This is a genomic window from Microbacterium forte (assembly GCF_031885415.1).
Classification (GTDB): Bacteria; Actinomycetota; Actinomycetes; order Actinomycetales; family Microbacteriaceae; genus Microbacterium; species Microbacterium forte.
The window spans coordinates 1,599,010-1,615,715 of the sequence record NZ_CP116871.1 but is presented as its reverse complement, the minus strand read 5'-3'; the positions used below and the strand labels follow the sequence as shown (position 1 = coordinate 1,615,715).

Here is a 16,706-nt window from a genome sequence, read left to right as displayed (position 1 = left end):
CGAGACGCACATGGTCGCGCTGACGCCGACGGACGCCGAGGACCCGGCCGAGCTGCGCGACGCCCTGGCGCGGGCGCTCGACGGCGGGCCGGCGCTCGGCTTCGGGATGCTCGGTGACGCGCCGAGATCGGTGCCGGACGGCACGGCCGTGGTGATCGCGACCTCCGGCTCCAGCGGCGTCCCCAAGCGTGTGGCATTGAGCGGCGAGGCGCTGCGGGCGAGCGTCGAGGCCACCACCGCGAGGGTCGGCGGCGGACGCTGGCTGCTCGCGCTTCCGGCCGGATATGTGGCGGGGCTGCAGGTTCTGGTGAGGTCGCTGATCGCCGGTACGCACCCGGTCGCGCTCGGCGGTCGGTTCTCACCCGAGTCCTTCGCCGATGCGACGCTGTCGATGCTCCGTCCGTCGGGAGGCTCCGCAGCGATCCCCGAGCTGTACACGTCTCTCGTGCCCGCGCAGCTGTCGACACTGCTCGACGCCGCCGACGACCGACCGGTGCGGGCCGCGCTGCAGGCCTACCGCGCGATCCTCGTCGGGGGGCAGTCCCTGCCCGAGCCGCTGCGGGAGCGGGCCGCCGATCTCGGCGTCCGGCTCGTCCGCACGTACGGTTCCACCGAGACCTGCGGCGGATGCGTGTACGACGGCGTTCCCCTCGATACGGTCGCGGTGCGCACGGTGGACGGGGAGCTGCGCATCGCCGGTCCGATGCTCGCCGACGGGTACCTCGGCGACGGGGAGCTGACCGCGAAGAACTTCTCGCGCGACGAGCACGGCATCAGGTGGTACCACACGGGCGATCTCGGGCTCTTCGACGACGGCGTGGTGCGGGTGCACGGTCGCGCGGACAACGTGATCGTGTCCGGCGGGATCAACATCTCCCTCGACCGCGTCGAACGGCTGGTCCGCAGCGTTCCAGGACTCACGGGCGCCGTGGTCGTCGGCGTGCCGGATGAACGATGGGGCGAGGCCTCGGTGATCGTCGCGCCGCGCGGCGAGGTGCTGCGGCGCAGCGAGGCCGAGCAGCTCTCGCACGCGCGGGATCTCGTCGCGGAGGAGCTCGGCAAGCATGCGCGTCCCGCGCGGCTGATCATGGTCGACGAGCTCGCCCTGCTGGCATCCGGCAAGCCGGATCGCGAGTCGATCAGACGGGCCGTCCTCGAACTGCACTGACGGTCGATTCGGTCGGACGAGGGGTTCTTGCCAGACTGAGGCATGGCCACCTACACGCACGGGCATCACGAGACCGTCCTCCGCTCCCACAGCAGCCGCGACATCTCCAACTCCGCGGAGTACCTCCGTCCGTACCTGACCGAGACCACCGCGCTTCTCGACGTCGGAGCGGGGCCCGGCAGCATCACGGTCGACTTCGCCGGCGTCGTCGCCCACGTGACGGCGACCGAGATCGATGAGAGCGCGCTCTCACTCTCACGCGATCTCGCGTCGAGCAGAGGTCTGCACAACCTCGACTTCGCGGTCGAAGACGTGCATGCGCTGAGCTTCGCCGACGGCACCTTCGACGTCGTGCACGCGTACCAGGTGCTCCAGCACGTCGGCGATCCCGTGCAGGCGCTGCGCGAGATGCGCCGGGTCGCGGCACCCGGCGGTGTCGTGGCGGTACGCGACGCCGACTATGCGGGCTTCATCTGGTTCCCCATGCTCCCGGAGCTCGACCACTGGCTCGACCTGTATCGCCGCGCCGCACGAGCAAACGGCGGCGAGCCCGATGCAGGGCGTCGCCTCCTCGCCTGGGCGCGGGCGGCCGGCTTCGACGACATCACGGTGACGACCTCCAACTGGACGTACGCGAACCCGGAGGATCGAGCCTGGTGGGGCGGAATGTGGGCAGACCGCATCCTCGAGTCTGCGCTCGCGCGGCAGCTGGTCGATAGCGGGATGGCGACGTCGAGCGACCTGCAGGCGATCAGCGACGCGTGGAAGCGCTGGGCCGCCGACGGCGACGGGTGGTACCTCGTGCCGCACGGCGAGATCATCGCCCGCGCCTGACGCGCTCCGCGGATGCATCTGCGAGCGGATACATCTGCAGGCGGATGCGAGGCGGACGCCCTGCCGCGTAGCGTGGGGGAGTGATCCGCCCGCTCTCCCGTACGGCGCTCGTGCTCGACATCGTCGGGGCGACGCTGCTCTTCAGCATCCTCACTCCTTTCTCTGTCGTGTTCTACGGTCCGGGGACGATCGGCCAGGGAATCGACGGTGCTGCGGTCGCGGCGATCGTGATCGCGGGCATCCTGATGTTCGGCGGCGTCGCGATCGGCAGGCTCGCTCCCGGACTCGCTCTCGCTGCGGCCTGGGCAGGGGCGATCGTGCAGATGCTCTCCGGATTCGGGCCGCTGCCGATCGACGTCGCCATCCTCCTCGTGCTCTATGCGACGGCTGCGTGGGGATCGCGGGTCGTGCTGTGGTGGGGATTCGGCTCGGCGCTGTTCGGCGCCTTCGTGTCAGCGGTCTACCTGGTGGTCGTCACCGGCGTGACCTCGGGAACCAGCGGCTGGGATCAGCTGACCACCGGCACGCTGCTCCTCGTCGTCTCGGTGCTCGCTCTCGGCTTCGCGTGGGTCTGCGGCCTGCTGTGGCGCGTCATCCTCCGCGCCCGACGCACACGGTCCGCGCAGCTGGAGGCGGAGTCGCTCGCGGCCGAGGAGCAGGAGCGAGTGCGAATCGCCCGAGACATGCACGACATCGTCGCGCACTCGCTTGCCGTGGTGATCGCCCAGGCAGACGGGGCAAGGTACGCGGCGGTCGCGAAGCCCGAGATGGCCACCGAGGCGCTGGGAACGATCGCGCAGACCGCTCGCAGCGCCCTGAGTGATGTGCGTCTGCTGCTCACCCAGCTGCGCCACCGACAGGGCGACGGCCCGCAGCCGACGCTCGCAGATCTCGAAGCGCTGTTCGCGCAGGTGCGACAGGCAGGCGTCGAGCCTCGCATCACGGTCGACCCGATGCCTCCCGGCGAGCCGCCGGGGGCGATCCAGCTCGCGGTGTACCGGATCCTGCAAGAGGCGCTCACCAATGCGATCCGACACGGCGACGGGGCGGTCGATGTGCATCTCGCCTGGCTTCCTGATCGCGTCGACATCGAGGTGCGCAACATCGTGGGCAGCGAGCAGCCGCAGATCGGCGTCGGCCACGGAGTGATCGGCATGCGCGAACGGGCTCAGCTCGTCGGCGGTAGCCTTCAGGCGGAGCGTCAGGGCGCACAGTTCGTCGTCGCCGCCTCGCTCCCGATCGGAGAAGTCGCATGATCAAGGTCGTCCTCGTCGATGATCAGGCGCTGTTCCGCGCCGGAGTCCGCATGCTGCTCGCCTCGCAGCCCGACCTCGACGTCGTCGGAGAGGCGGGAGACGGCCGCGAGGGAGTCGCTCTCGTGCGCGCTACTCGACCCGACGTGGTGCTGATGGACATCAGGATGCCTGTCATGGACGGTCTCGCCGCGACCGCCGAGATCCTCGCTCAGCCCGACCCGCCGCGCATCGTCATGCTGACCACCTTCGACCTCGATGAGGCGGCCGCGCGCGCCATCCGTCAGGGGGCGAGCGGATTCCTGCTCAAGGACGCCGACCCCGAGTTCCTCCTCGCCGCGATCCGCACCGTGCACTCGGGGTCGAGCGTCATCGCCGCGTCCGCGACCCGTGAGCTGTTCGAGCACTTCGCCGAGGAGCCGAAGCCGGTGCCCGCGCAGTTCTCCGCGCTCACCGACCGCGAGCGGGAGATCTTCGCGCTCGCGGCCAGGGGTCTGTCGAACTCTGAGATCGCCGCTCGCGAGTACCTCAGCGAGGCGACCGTGAAGACCCATATCAGTCGCATCCTGACGAAGCTCACCCTGCGGGACCGCGTGCAGCTCGTGGTCTTCGCCTTCGAGCACGGGCTCGCCTGACCGGACGAGCGCCCGCGGGATCATCCTTGCGATGTAGACGGATGCGTCGTCAGGGCGACGCGGCGAGGCACCCGCCGTCCGTAGCGTCGAAGGCATGGAGATCACGACCACCGACCTCGGGCTCGCAGCCCGCGTCCAGCACCTCACGAAGACCTACGGATCCGGCGAGGGCACCGTCCACGCGCTCGACGACGTCAGCGTCGGCATCCGCCGCGGGCAGTTCACCGCGATCATGGGTCCGTCCGGTTCGGGAAAGTCCACGCTCATGCACATCATGGCCGGCCTCGATACCCCGACGCAGGGGAGGAGCTGGATCGGCGACACCGAGATCACCGAGCTCGGAGACCTCGACCTGACGATCCTTCGCCGGCGCCGAGTGGGGTTCATCTTCCAGGCGTTCAACCTCGTGCCGACGCTCACCGCCCTCGGCAACATCATGCTGCCGTTCGAGCTCGACGGTCGCCGGCCGAGCGCGATCGAGAAGGCGCGCATCGATGGTCTGATCGAGACGCTCGGGCTCGGATCGCGGCTGCAGCACCGACCGCATCAGCTGTCGGGCGGTCAGCAGCAGCGGGTCGCGATCGCCCGCGCTCTCGCCACCGCGCCCGACCTCGTCTTCGCGGATGAGCCGACCGGCAACCTCGACTCGAAGACCGGACGCGAGGTTCTGCAGCTGCTCGCGACCGCGAGCCGCGAGCACGGGCAGTCGATCGCGATGGTCACGCACGACGCGATCGCGGCGAGCTACGCCGACCGCGTGCTGTTCCTCGGCGACGGACGGATCGTCGCCGATCATCCGCGTCAGAGCGCTGAGCAGATCTCGGCCTACATGCTCGCCGCCGAGGTCGCGGCATGAGCGCCGTCATCGACTCTCCGGTCCGCACAGTCGTCGCTCAGACGTCTGCGACGGGTCCGCGCCTGGCATGGCTGCGCGACCGTGGCATGGGAGCCAGCATCCTGGTCGCGACGCTCTCGGCCGCCTTCGGTGTGGTGCTGGTCGAGACCACGGCCTATCTCGGAGCGGTGCTGCAGGCCGACCCGTTCATCGGCGACAGCGAGACGCTCGCGTTCGTGGTCGGGCTGCTCTCGGTGCTCCTCACGGGTGTCGCGATGTACGTCGCGGCGATCGTCACGGCGAACACCTTCTCGACGATCATCGCGGGGCGCACTCGTCAGATCGCGCTGATGCGACTCATCGGCGCGACTGCGCGCTCGCAGCGGGCGCAGGTCGGCAGGCAGGGCTTCGTGGTCGGCGTCATCGGCGCGGCACTGGGTCTGCTCTCGGGCCTCGCGATCGCAGCTGTCGGGGTGCAGATCGGCTCCGGACTGATCGAGAACGTGCCGACGGGGTTCTCCCTCGCACAGCCGTTCATCGCCCTGCCCGTGATCGGCGTCGCCCTGACCACCTGGGCTGCGGCCTGGGCAGGATCCAGACGCGTGCTCGCCGTCACGCCGCTGCAGGCGATCGGCGGAGCGGTCGAGCGCAGCCACGAAGAGATGTCCCGCCCCGGGCGTCACATCGGTGCGTGGGTGCTGCTGGGCGCCGGCAGCGTCCTGCTGGCGGCGGGGGTCGTCGTGGGGCTCGCGCATCCCCTCGGAGTGGTCGTCGCCTTCTTCGGTGGACTGCTGTCCTTCACAGGACTCGCGCTCGGATCGGTGCTGTTCATGCCGCCCGTGCTGCGTCTGGTGGGGCGGATGTTCGGCTCGAGTGCCACCGCACGGCTCGCGGCTGAGAACGCCCTGCGCTATCCGGAGCGCTCCTCACGCATGGCGATCGGCGTGGTGATGGGGGTCACGCTCGTCACGATGTTCGCGGTCGCTCTCGAATCGGTCAAGCAGATGCTGATCGGTCAGGTCGACGGCGAGACGCCCGCCGAGTTCTTCACCCCGTTCGACGCCTTCGCGTCGGTGATGATGGTGCTCGTCGCCGTGTCGGCGGTGATCGCCGCGGTCGGCCTGGTCAATCTCCTGACGATCGGCGTGGTGCAGCGTCGCCGCGAACTCGGTCTCCTTCGTTCGATCGGACTGTCCAACGGTCAGGTGCGCCGCATGGTTCTGCTGGAGGCCGCGCACATCACGGTGGCCGCAACGGTGACCGGGTTGATCCTCGGCATCGCCTACGGATGGATCGCGGCGCAGTCGCTGCTCGGATCGGTGCCGACCCTGCCCGACTTCGAGCCCGCCGGGCTCGTCGCACCTCACGTGCCGTGGCTGCCCGTCGTCATCATCGTCGCGGCGACCGCTGTGCTGACCCTGGTCGCTGCTGCGACGCCGACCCGTCTCGCCACGCGGGTGGCGCCGGTCGACGCGCTCGCTGCAGACTGACGGCGGCCGTGCGCCAGCACGCTCTGTGACCGAATCGGTCATCGGAGCGTTCTGGCGTATCCGGTCGCTCTAGGCTGGACGGATGCCGTCTCCGTTCGACCAGTCCACGTATCAGGTGCGCCTCGACTGGGGCGTCGAAGGGCTCGATCGCCTCGCTCCGGCCGACGTCGTCGTGGTCGTCGACGTGCTCCGCTTCTCCTCCACGGTGGCGGATGCCGTCGCCGCCGGGTCCACGGTCTCGCTCGACGACGCACGTGGGTGGTCTCGTAATGGCGCCGCGGTCGCCACCCGTGCCGGTGATGCCGTGGTGCTGATCGGAAGCCTCCGCAACGCCTCGGCGGTGGCGCGAGCGATCGCCACGCTGCAGGATCGCAATCAAGCGCGCACATCGGTGAGCGTGATCGCGGCGGGCGAGGCCGACGCCGACGGTGCAGTGCGGTTCGCAGTCGAAGACCACCTGGGTGCCGGCGCGATCATCGCTGCACTGACCGATCTGGGCATCGACCACACCGCGCCCGACGCGGCCGTCGCAGCCGAGGGGTTCCGAGCGTTGAAGAGGGCGCTGCGCCATATGGTCAGCGCCAGCGGATCGGCACGCGAACTCGCAGAAGGGGTCGCCGCGACCGATCGGATGCGGGCTTCCGGCGCGGTCCCGACGACGACGTCGAGCGCTGCCGAGCTCGATGCCATCGATGCCGTGCCCGTGCTGCGCGATGGGGTCTTCGTCGCCTTCGACTGACCGGTTCGTTCCGGCTCGCGACGACGAGATCGCCGGAAGCCCGCGAATGTGTGCTCGCCGGCGTTGCTTCGCAGTGCGGTCGGCAACAGGCCGCGCTCTCGGCACGGGTTTCGCCTCGTGCGACGTAGGGTCGTGGCATGAGGTTCGTCCCCGCATTCATCGTCGATGCCGTCCTGGTGCTCGTCTTCGCCGTGATCGGCCGTGCCTCGCACGGCGAGAGCCCCGGAGGGTTCCTGATCACCGCCTGGCCCTTCATCGTCGCGCTGCTGGTGGGGCACGTCGTGGCGGCTCTGCTGCCGGCCCGGCCGCGTCGTCCGTGGTCGCTCGGATGGGGTGCCGTCGTCTGGCTCGTCACGGTCGCGGGGGGACTCCTGCTGCGGGTCGCAACGGGAGACACCGCTCAGATCGCGTTCATCATCGTCGCGACGCTCGTGCTCGGAGTCTTCCTCCTCGGCTGGCGCGCCGCGGCGGCGCTCCTCCGCCGGCGCGCCGGGCGCACGAGCGACAGCGGTGCGTCACCCGAACACTCCGGCGAGGCGGATCCGGTCGATGGAGTCGTGCATGACGAGATCGCCGAACACGAGGTTCAGGTCGAGGACGGGCCACAGGCAGAGTCAGCGCCCGGGGCCGATCCCGAGACGGGAGCTCAACCGCGTTGACGGCGCGGTCTTGCGCGATGTGAGGGATGCGGTGTCGATCTCGCACCCGCATCGGTCCTGCCCGATGTGATTCCGACCTCGCAGCGTGTCGACGCTGTCAGCGTGACATCTGGGCGGCGAGCTTCGTGTCGGCCGAGATCTCGCGACGTGTCCAGTCGAAGAGATAACGGGCGTCGTACGAGCGCGAGCACCGCGCGCACGACGTGGCGCGTGACGGGCGCCGGTGCCGGTACGTGACATGACCTGCGGGGCATCTGCCCACCCACGGCGCGAGCTCGACCGCGGTCTCGCCGTGATGGGTCGTTCCGCCGACATAACCCAGGTCGCGGGCCACGCGCTTCCAGGTCGCGCCGTGCGCGGCCTCATGACCGGCGAGCGCATGCGCCACCTCGTGCAGCAGCACCTGATGGATCTCGTCGTCTTCGAACCGGGCTGCCAGATAACGCGACACGGTGATGCGTTTCTTCGTGTAGTCGCACTGCCCCGCCCGGCGCTTGGCGTGGTCGAAACCGAACGACCAGCTGTCGTCGAGGTGCATCGTGATCAGTGCTTCGCCCCAGACGCGCACCCGGTCAAGTTCCGCCATGCGATCAGGCTAAGCCATACCGCCGACATCGCCGCGTCGGACCGCTCAGCGCAGCGTCGGACCGCTCAGCGCAGCGTCAGCCGGCTCGATGCACCGTCAGCCCGCGACGAGCTGGGTCGTACGCCGCCGCTCGGCGGCTTCGATCGCGAGCAGCACCGTCTCGAGCTCTCCGTCCTGGGCTCCCGCTTCACGACGCAGGAAGAGGGACTGCTTGAAGCTCTCGCGGGCCGTCTCATAGTCGCCGGCTTCGTAGGCGTTCTTGCCGTGGTGGTGATGGGCGAAAGCCGCGATCGAGACCCAGCGCTGCCCTTCCGCCTCGGCTGCGCACGTGGCGAGCTCCTGTGCGGCGGCGGTGTGTGCGCCGCGGTACTGCAGGATCGTGGCGTGCAGCACCCGGGCACGCAGAACGTCCTTGCGGGTTCCGGCCATGCGAGCCTGTCGCACGGCTTCGTCAGCGAGGGGGAGGGCTTCGTCCAGGCGGTCGAGCACCTTCAGCAGCCAGACGCGCTCGAGCAGGGCCGGAAGGCTGCGCTGACCGTCGATCTCCTCCAGCCGTGCCGCACACTCATCGAGATCGACGCGCTCGCGAAGGCTCTCGTGGTCATAGCCTCTGATGAAACTCATTGCTCTCCTTCCGCAGCGTCCCCCGTCAAGTGTGCCTCGCGACGGCGCCGTCGTCGGGGCGGCACGCCCCGCACCCTCGCATCCGATCTCGATCGAGGTGCTCAGCGGAGGAACAGCGAGGCATCCGGGCGAGGCGAGGCCACGGCATCCGCATCCGTGACCACACGTGCACCCTGCACGAACGCGGTCACCTCGGCGCCCTGGGCGATCTTCGCCGGATGCGGTCCGGCGGCCAGCATCCTCGGCAGCCATTCGGTCGGGAGGGGAGCGGCAGATGCCGCGATCACCAGGTTGCCGAACCTGCGGCCCTTGAGCACCTGGGTGTCGGCGAGGACGCCGATCTCGGGAAGCACCTCCGCGATCGTCGCGACCTGACGTCGAGCGAAGGCGAGGCCGGGGCCGTCGGCGACGTTCACGAGCAGCACGCCTCCCGGTGCGAGCAGCTCGGCGAGTTCGCGGTAGAACTCGATGCTGGTGAGGTGGGCAGGCGTCTGGGCGCCCGAGTAGACGTCGGACACGACCAGATCGCAGCTGCCGACGATGGCCGGCGGAAGACGGCGGACGCCTTCGCGGGCGTCACCGATCCGCAGCCTGATCGACGCGCCTCTCGGCAGCGGAAGATGCTCGCGCACGAGTGCTGCCAACGGAGCCTCGAGCTCGATCACCTGCTGCCGCGAACCGGGCCGTGTGGCCTCGATGTAGCGGGGGATCGTCAGCGCTCCCGCTCCGAGGTGCACCGCGGTGAGGGGGCCGCCCGCGAGCTGGTCGATGACTGCGCCCATGCGCACGATGTACTCGAAGTGCAGGTGCGTGGGGTCATCGAGGTCGACGTGCGACTGCGGGGTGTCGTCGACGATGAGCTCGAACCCGGTGGTGAACTCCGACGGCACGATGCGGGCGATGCCTCCGTGGTCGAGGCGGGCCTGCGGGTGTTCGGTGTCCTTCGCGCGCGTCCTGCCCATTCTCCGAGACTACGCGCTCACTCCGCCTGGACGCCGACCGAACAGGTCTCCTGGTCGAGGGTCTGCCCCGAGATCTCCGGGGGGAGGGTCGCCCGCGCCTCCGGCGCCTCGGTCGCCGTCTCGACCGGCTCGTCGACGGGAGGCGGCGTCGCGAGCTCCACGCTCCGATGCGTCGCGACGTCACCGGCGAGCGTGACGGGCTCTCCTGCGATGAGCGCCGCCCAGAGCGGGGCCGCGGCGTCGTAATCGGGTACGACCTTGTCGCTGTCCTCCGGGTCCGTCAGGTTCGGGTACTGCACGAACACGAAGTCCGAGAACTCGACATCCTTGAGGGCGAGCGCCAGCTGTGTGAGGGTCAGGGCGTTGCTCAGCGACTCGCTCGGCACGATGTTGTCGGCGACCGTGTCCATCAGCCGAAGCACCTTCGACGGGTCGGTCAGCGTCTCGGCGCTCAGGATCTTCTTGGCCAGTCGCGACATGTACTGCTGCTGATTCGAGATGCGGGCGAGGTCGCTCCCGTCGCCGACTCCGTGCCGTGTGCGGATGAATGCGAGGGCGCTGGCGCCCGACACCGTGTGCGTGCCGACCGGCAGGTCGACACCGGCGAGGGTGTCGTGGATGCCTTCACCCGCGACGCACACGTGGACTCCGCCGATCGCATCGGTGATCGCGATCACGCCGTCGAAGCTGATCTTGGCGGCGAACTCGACCGGCAGTCCGCTGAGATCGGTCACGGTCTTCGCGACGCACGAGACACCGGCGTGCTCGAAGACCTCGTTGATCCGCCCCTTCGACATCGCCGACGCGGTCGAACCGTCTTCCCTCTCGCACTCGGGCACCTCCAGCCCGAGGTCGCGGGGGAACGACACGACGGTGACTGCGCGAGGCGCCGCCGAGACGTGGACCAGGAGGGTCACGTCGTTCAGGGCTCCCTGCTCGCTCTGGGCGCATCGATCGCCGAGGATCTTCGTCGAGACCTCTCCGCACTCGTCCGTCCCGACGATGAGAAGATTGAAGGCCTTGTCGCTCGGGTACGCGCCCAGCGACGGAGGAGCCACCTCCACGTCGTCCTCGAGGGTGACCGCACCTTCGCCGACCCGGTTCAGCACGTCCGCGGCGACGAAGCCCGCCACCGCGACGGACGAGACGAGGATCACCGCCAGGGCGACTCCGAGGAGTCTGAAGAGAGTCGAGAACGCACTGGGCGTAGGAAGATCCGCGTGGCGCGCGACCGTCGAGCGCTTCGCGTCGTCGAGGGCCCCTGACATGCCGTGAGCCTACCCGCGGAGGCCGATGTTACGGCCGCATGACGTTTCCGAGAATAACTTGCAGGGAATTAGTTAGTGATGAATACTTTTTCCTACGTGGTAGGCACCCGATGCCGCCAGGACGTTCAAAGAGGAGATCCCTGATGCACAAGCGCATTCTTCCGGTCATGGCGCTGGGCGCCGTGGCCACACTGGGCCTGGCGGCCTGTGCCGGTGGCGGAGCAGACACCGGCCGAGCCGTCGACGGAGAGGGCCAGGAGCTCACCGTCTGGATCATGAAGGGCACGAACCCCGACGCGACGGCGTTCTACGACGAGGTATCGAGCGCCTTCGAAGACGAGACCGGGGCCACGGTCAAGATCGAGGAGATCCAGTGGGCTGACGCTCACGACCGCTTCGTCACGTCGATCGCCGGCGGCACCACGCCCGACATCGCCGAGACGGGCACCACCTGGACGGCGGAGTTCGCGGACGCAGGTGCCCTGGAGCCGCTCGACGAGTACGTCGACGCTGAGAAGGGCCTGCGCGACGACCTCGTCGAGGGTCTCGCGGTCGCCGGCACCTACGACGAAGAGCTGTACGGCATGCCGTGGTACGCCGGTGTCCGCTCGATCGTCTACCGCACCGACGTGTTCGAGGAGCTCGGTCTCGAGGCTCCGAAGACGTGGGACGACATCGTCACCGCCGGTGAGGCGATCAAGGCAGCCAAGCCCGACATGCTGCCGTTCCCCGTCGCGGGCGACGCCGAGTTCCAGGTGTACCCCTGGGTCTGGGGCGCGGGCGGCGAGGTCGCGACCCTCGACGGCAAGACCTGGACGAGCGAGCTCGACAGCGAGGAGTCGCAGGCCGGCATCGAGTTCTACACCGGACTCGCGACCGAGCACGGCTTCTCGTCGGCCGGCGCCACCACGTGGAAGGAGACGGACCTCCGTGACTCGTTCACGCAGGGGAACGTCGCCATGATGCTCTCGGGCTCGTGGACCCCGAAGGCGCTGATCGAGGCGAACCCCGAACTCGACGGCAAGATCGGCGCGGCAGTGATTCCGGGCGAGGACGGCGGAATCGCTCCTTCCGTGCTCGGAGGCTCGCACCTGTCGGTCTTCAACACGACGAAGAACGCAGACCTCGCGTGGGAGTTCGTCAAGCTGATGACCACGGGCGAGTTCGCCGAGCAGTGGGCTGACGAGACCGGCTACTTCCCGGGCGTCCAGTCGGCGATGGAAGAGGCCCTCGCCTCGACCGACCCGCTCGTCGCTCCGTTCGCACAGCAGATGGTCGAGGGCGGCGCATCCGTGCCCGTCACCCCGAACTTCGGAGCCGTCCAGGCGAAGAAGACCACCAACTCGATGATCCAGGCGATCCTCGGCGGGCAGAAGGACGTCGCCACGGCGACGAAGGATGCCGCAGCCGAGATGACCGAGCTGCTCAACAAGTAAGGCTGTATCCCTTCATGTCGATGGTGCAAGCGCCACTGCCGGCCACGAAGGCGGAGTCCACCTCCGCCTCCGTGGCCGGCGGCCGGCCCCGGCGGCGAGGACTCTCGCTGCTCACGGCCCGCCCCTGGCTTCTTCTCGCTCCCGGGCTGGTCATCCTCGCGGTGCTCATGCTCTGGCCGCTCATCCAGGTCTTCATCTTCTCGCTGCAGGACTACGGTCTGCGCGAGATCAACACGGGCGAGAACAACTGGATCGGCGTCGACAACTACGTCGAGGCGCTCACCAACCCGACGCTGTGGACCGTCGTCCTGCCGAACACCGTCGGCTTCGCCGCTGTCGCCGTGTTCGTCACGGTGGCGGTCGGCACGCTGGTCGCGCTCCTGCTCGCCAAGCTGGGCACGGTCTGGCGCACCATCGTCTCGAGCTGCATCATGGTCGCGTGGGCCATGCCGGCCGTCACCGGCACCTACGTCTGGACGTTCATCTTCGACGCCGACCGGGGCATCTTCAACACCACCCTGCAGAACCTCGGTCTGATGGACGAACCGGTCAACTGGTTCACCAACCAGTGGTCGTTCTACGCGATCGTGCTGCTGAACGTCGTGCACCACGGCTTCCCGTTCGTCGCGATCACGGTGCTCGCCGGTCTCCTCGGCGTCTCGAAGGAGATGCTCGAGGCGGCCGCGCTCGACGGGGCGAACGCCTGGATGCGCTTCTGGAAGATCATCTTCCCGACGCTCAAGCCCGTCTTCTCTGTCGTCATCATCCTGTCGACGATCTGGGACTTCAAGGTCTTCGCGCAGGTCTACCTCATGCCGGGCGGTGGGGGAGGCAACCGGTCGGTGCTCAACCTCGGCGTCTGGTCGTACGTCGAATCCTTCGGCCAGAACCGCTACGGGTTCGGCGCCGCCCTCGCCGTGCTGCTCACCCTCGTGCTGATCGGAATCACGATCGTGTACATCCGCTCCCTGATGAAGGAGGACGAGCTGTGAACCCCCGCCCGTCCGCCATGTCGCGCCTCGGCACCGGCATCGCGATCGCCGCCGTCCTGATCTTCACGCTGTTCCCCGTGTACTGGATGGTCTCCAGCGCGTTCGATGCCAAGGCATCCAGCGGCGGTCAGTCGCTGCTGCCCCAGGAATTCACGTTCGACAACTTCGCCTTCGTCCTCACCGACGGCGGCTTCGGCACCTACCTGCGCAATTCGGCCATCGTGGCCCTGGTGACGGTTCTGGTGAGTGCTCTGGTCTGTCTGCTCGCGGCAGTGGCGGTCGCCCGGTTCAAGTTCAAGTTCCGCACGACCATCCTGATGATGATCCTCGTCGTGCAGATGGTCCCGCTCGAGGCTCTCGTCATCCCGCTCTTCCTTCAGGTCAAGAGCCTCGGACTGCTCAACAGCATCCTCGGTCTGATGGTCGTCTACGTCGCGCTCTCGCTCGCGTTCGGGATCTGGATGCTGCGCGGGTTCGTCGCCGCGGTGCCGGTCGAGCTCGAAGAGGCCGCGTACATCGACGGGGCCAGCTGGTGGCGGATGTTCCGCTCGATCCTGCTGCCTCTCGTGATGCCCGGCCTCGTGGCCACCAGCATCTTCAGCTTCATCACGGCCTGGAACGAGTTCATCTTCGCGATGACGATCCTCGGCAGCGAGACCGACCAGTACACGGTCTCGATCGGTCTGAAGTCCTTCTTCGGTCTGCACTCCAACGACTGGGGCAGCATCATGGCCGCGTCGACGATCATCACGATCCCCGTCATGGTCTTCTTCGTGATCGTGCAGCGTCGCCTCTCGGCAGGCATGGTCGCGGGAGCGGTGAAGGGATGACCGACGAGCTCGTCCGCCTCGCCAACGCGGTGCTCTGGCCGGGGTTCCTCGGCACCGAGGCGCCGGACTGGCTCCTCGCCGAGCTGCGCGACGGCCTGGCTGGAGCGGTGTACTTCAGCCAGAACGTCGGTGATGGGCTGCCTGCCCTGAGCGACGAGATCCTTCGTGCTAACCCGGACGCGCTGATCGGGATCGACGAGGAGGGCGGCAACGTCACGCGCCTCGAGTCGGCGACCGGTTCCACCCTCCCGGGGGCCGCCCAGCTCGGCATCGTCGACGATGTCGATGCGACGAGGGACTCCGGTGCGGAGCTCGCCCGACGGGTCGCCTCGGTCGGCGTCAACGTGGTGCTCGGGCCCGTCGCCGATGTGAACACGGATCCACGGAACCCCGTGATCGGGGTCCGTTCCTTCGGCAGCGACGAAGAACTCGTCGCCCGTCACGTGCAGGCGGCGGTCGACGGACTGCAGAGCAATGCCGTCGCCGCATGCGTCAAGCACTTTCCCGGACACGGCGACACGCATCTGGATTCGCACCACGCGCTGCCCGAGATCTCGCTCGACATCGCCGAGTACGAGCGCGTGCACCTCGAGCCGTTCCGTGCCGCGATCGCCGCGGGGGTCGACGCCATCATGACCGCGCACATCGTCGTTCCGGCGTGGGGGGAGGAACCGGCGACGCTGAATCCCCGGGTGCTCGGGATGCTGCGGGACTGGGGTTTCGACGGCGTCATCATCTCGGACGCCCTCGACATGGCGGCGATCCGCGAGACCGTCGGCATCGGCCAGGGCGCCGCACGCGCCCTGGCGGCCGGCGTCGATCTGCTGTGCATCGGCAACCCGACGAACCGGGGTGAAGCCACGCTCCCCGACCAGGACAGACGGGACTTCCTCGCCGCTCGCGAGGGGATCCTCGCGGCGGTGAGCGACGGCTCGCTGCCGCGCGAGAGACTCGCCGCTGCGGCCCAGCGGGTCGCCCGTCTGGCCGAGACCCTCCGCACTCGTGCCACGACCGCGCCTCCCGTCGGCTACGACGGATCGGAGATCGTCCGACGAGCCATCACCGGCGCGACCGCGGATGCCGAAGTGCTCGCGGTGGTCGACGCCCGCCGTCGTTCGACTCTCGCTGTCGACAGCGCGTCCGCGTATGTGGCTCAGACGCTCGCAGCAGGCGGCCACCGTGTTCGTGTCGACGTCGCGCGTTCGTCGATCGACGAGCAGGACTCCGCTCTCGATCGAGCCGTCCTCGCCGAGGGGCTGACGGTCATCCTCGTGGATCGGCCTGACACCGATGACGCGCAGCGCTCGCTGGTCGAACGCGCCGCTCTGCGCGACCCCGAAGCCGTCGTGGTCAACGTCGGACTCGCGGCCAGGCGGCCACTGCCGCTCCCCGTCGTGGAGGTCGGATCCGCGAGCAGGATCGGTGCTCAGGCCGCCAGAGATCGACTCACCGGCGGGGCTTCGCACCGCGCCGTTCGGTCGCCCGCGAGCGCAGGACCGCCTGACTGAGGCAGGATGACACCGTGGACGACGATGTTCTCGCGCTGGTGCGCCGATCCGTTCCTCGACTGAGTGCTGCAGAAGCACGGGTCGCGGAGACGATCCTCGGTGACCCCACGCTCGTCGTCGATCTCGCCATCAACGATCTCGCGCAGCTCTGTCACACGTCTCTGTCGACCGTGGCCCGGTTCGCGCAGTCGCTCGGCTTCAGCGGGTACCGGGAGCTGCGGGTGGCGGTCGCTCGCACGGTCACGCTCGCCCAGGCGCAGCGGGCGCGTTTCGGCCTCGACACCACGGCGATCGACCCGGACGACGAGCCGTCGGCGATCGCCGCGAAGCTCGCAGCTCAGGAGATCGACGCGATCGAGAAGACGGCGCGCGGGCTCGATGCGGACGCACTCGACCGGGTCGCGAGGGCCGTCGTGGCAGCCCGCCACGTCGATCTGTTCGGGCAGGCGGCCTCGTCGTTGACCGCCCAGGACCTTCAGCAGAAGCTCGCGCGCATCGGCTGTTCGGTCGCGCACTCCGCTGATCCGCATCTGGCCCTCACGACGGCATCGCTGAGGACCTCGGACGACGTCGTCATCGCCTTCTCGCACGGCGGCGAGACCCAGGAGGTCGTCCGCGCCGTCGAGATCGCCCGGGACGCGGGTGCGCTGTCCGTGGCGATCACGAGCGCGCCCGACTCGACGCTCGCGCTCGCCGCCGACATCGTGCTGATCACCTACGCGCAGGAGTCGCCGTTCCGGATGGCCGCGATGTCGAGCCGCATCGCGCAGCTGGCACTGGTCGACATCCTCTTCGTGCGCGTCGTGCAGCACCGGGGCGAACCCGTGGTCATCCCGCTGCAGCTCACGCACGACGCCGCGGCGTCTCGGCGCCGCCGGTAGGGGCCG

At 68.9% G+C, this 16,706-nt stretch carries 17 protein-coding genes; 13 read left to right on the top strand and 4 right to left on the bottom strand.

Annotated features, from left to right (window positions below; genetic code table 11):
• Positions 1–10: 10 nt before the first annotated feature.
• The 8 genes from OB895_RS07810 to OB895_RS07775 all read left to right on the top strand — a co-directional run bounded on the left by OB895_RS07810 (position 11) and on the right by OB895_RS07775 (position 7,613).
• Entirely contained in the window at positions 11–1,168 is a 1,158-nt protein-coding gene (locus OB895_RS07810) for an AMP-binding protein (protein ID WP_079112325.1), read from the top strand.
• 42 nt (positions 1,169–1,210) lie between these two features.
• A complete protein-coding gene (locus OB895_RS07805) occupies positions 1,211–2,002 on the top strand; it encodes a class I SAM-dependent methyltransferase (protein ID WP_311879740.1) in 792 nt (263 codons plus the stop codon).
• Between the two features lie 80 nt (positions 2,003–2,082).
• A complete protein-coding gene (locus tag OB895_RS07800) occupies positions 2,083–3,258 on the top strand; it encodes a sensor histidine kinase (protein ID WP_079112327.1) in 1,176 nt (391 codons plus the stop codon).
• Positions 3,255–3,890 carry a response regulator gene (locus tag OB895_RS07795; RefSeq protein WP_042539046.1) on the top strand — a complete coding sequence of 212 codons (636 nt, stop codon included), beginning with the start codon at positions 3,255–3,257 and terminating at the stop codon, positions 3,888–3,890. Before OB895_RS07800 ends, OB895_RS07795 begins: the two co-directional genes overlap by 4 nt.
• A 94-nt stretch (positions 3,891–3,984) precedes the next feature.
• Positions 3,985–4,746: an ABC transporter ATP-binding protein gene (locus OB895_RS07790; RefSeq protein ID WP_042539048.1), complete on the top strand. Its 762-nt coding sequence runs from the start codon at positions 3,985–3,987 to the stop codon at positions 4,744–4,746.
• On the top strand, positions 4,743–6,215 hold the full coding sequence (locus OB895_RS07785) for an ABC transporter permease (protein WP_079112328.1): 1,473 nt from the start codon (positions 4,743–4,745) through the stop codon (positions 6,213–6,215). Before OB895_RS07790 ends, OB895_RS07785 begins: the two co-directional genes overlap by 4 nt.
• 82 nt (positions 6,216–6,297) lie before the next feature.
• The gene (locus OB895_RS07780; protein WP_079112329.1) at positions 6,298–6,954 is read left to right on the top strand and encodes a 2-phosphosulfolactate phosphatase; all 657 of its coding nucleotides are present in this window, start codon (positions 6,298–6,300) and stop codon (positions 6,952–6,954) included.
• A gap of 137 nt (positions 6,955–7,091) precedes the next feature.
• The gene (locus OB895_RS07775; protein ID WP_079112330.1) at positions 7,092–7,613 is read left to right on the top strand and encodes a DUF3054 domain-containing protein; all 522 of its coding nucleotides are present in this window, start codon (positions 7,092–7,094) and stop codon (positions 7,611–7,613) included.
• A 97-nt stretch (positions 7,614–7,710) separates the two neighbouring features.
• Here OB895_RS07775 and OB895_RS07770 read toward each other — a convergent pair whose 3' ends face one another.
• The 4 genes from OB895_RS07770 to OB895_RS07755 all read right to left on the bottom strand — a co-directional run bounded on the left by OB895_RS07770 (position 7,711) and on the right by OB895_RS07755 (position 11,053).
• Complete coding sequence (locus tag OB895_RS07770) at positions 7,711–8,199, bottom strand: SprT-like domain-containing protein (RefSeq protein ID WP_042539053.1); 489 nt, start codon at positions 8,197–8,199, stop codon at positions 7,711–7,713.
• Between the two features lie 96 nt (positions 8,200–8,295).
• Positions 8,296–8,823 (bottom strand): hypothetical protein, encoded by a 528-nt coding sequence (locus tag OB895_RS07765; RefSeq protein WP_042539055.1) that lies wholly within the window; start codon positions 8,821–8,823, stop codon positions 8,296–8,298.
• A gap of 101 nt (positions 8,824–8,924) precedes the next feature.
• Positions 8,925–9,785: a spermidine synthase gene (locus OB895_RS07760; RefSeq protein WP_079112331.1), complete on the bottom strand. Its 861-nt coding sequence runs from the start codon at positions 9,783–9,785 to the stop codon at positions 8,925–8,927.
• Between the two features lie 17 nt (positions 9,786–9,802).
• Positions 9,803–11,053: an LCP family protein gene (locus tag OB895_RS07755; RefSeq protein ID WP_079112332.1), complete on the bottom strand. Its 1,251-nt coding sequence runs from the start codon at positions 11,051–11,053 to the stop codon at positions 9,803–9,805.
• A gap of 143 nt (positions 11,054–11,196) precedes the next feature.
• On the opposite strand from OB895_RS07755, the gene OB895_RS07750 reads away from it, so the two are divergent.
• From OB895_RS07750 to OB895_RS07730, 5 genes are read left to right on the top strand one after another with little or no spacing between them, the layout of a single operon-like run.
• Positions 11,197–12,489, top strand: coding sequence for a sugar ABC transporter substrate-binding protein (locus tag OB895_RS07750; RefSeq protein ID WP_311879736.1), 1,293 nt, complete (start codon positions 11,197–11,199; stop codon positions 12,487–12,489).
• Positions 12,490–12,503: 14 nt separating this feature from the next.
• Positions 12,504–13,481 (top strand): carbohydrate ABC transporter permease, encoded by a 978-nt coding sequence (locus tag OB895_RS07745; protein WP_079112333.1) that lies wholly within the window; start codon positions 12,504–12,506, stop codon positions 13,479–13,481.
• A complete protein-coding gene (locus OB895_RS07740; protein ID WP_042539066.1) occupies positions 13,478–14,311 on the top strand; it encodes a carbohydrate ABC transporter permease in 834 nt (277 codons plus the stop codon). Before OB895_RS07745 ends, OB895_RS07740 begins: the two co-directional genes overlap by 4 nt.
• A complete protein-coding gene (locus OB895_RS07735) occupies positions 14,308–15,819 on the top strand; it encodes a glycoside hydrolase family 3 protein (RefSeq protein WP_079112334.1) in 1,512 nt (503 codons plus the stop codon). Before OB895_RS07740 ends, OB895_RS07735 begins: the two co-directional genes overlap by 4 nt.
• A gap of 14 nt (positions 15,820–15,833) precedes the next feature.
• Positions 15,834–16,700 carry a MurR/RpiR family transcriptional regulator gene (locus OB895_RS07730; protein WP_042539070.1) on the top strand — a complete coding sequence of 289 codons (867 nt, stop codon included), beginning with the start codon at positions 15,834–15,836 and terminating at the stop codon, positions 16,698–16,700.
• Positions 16,701–16,706 lie beyond the last annotated feature (6 nt).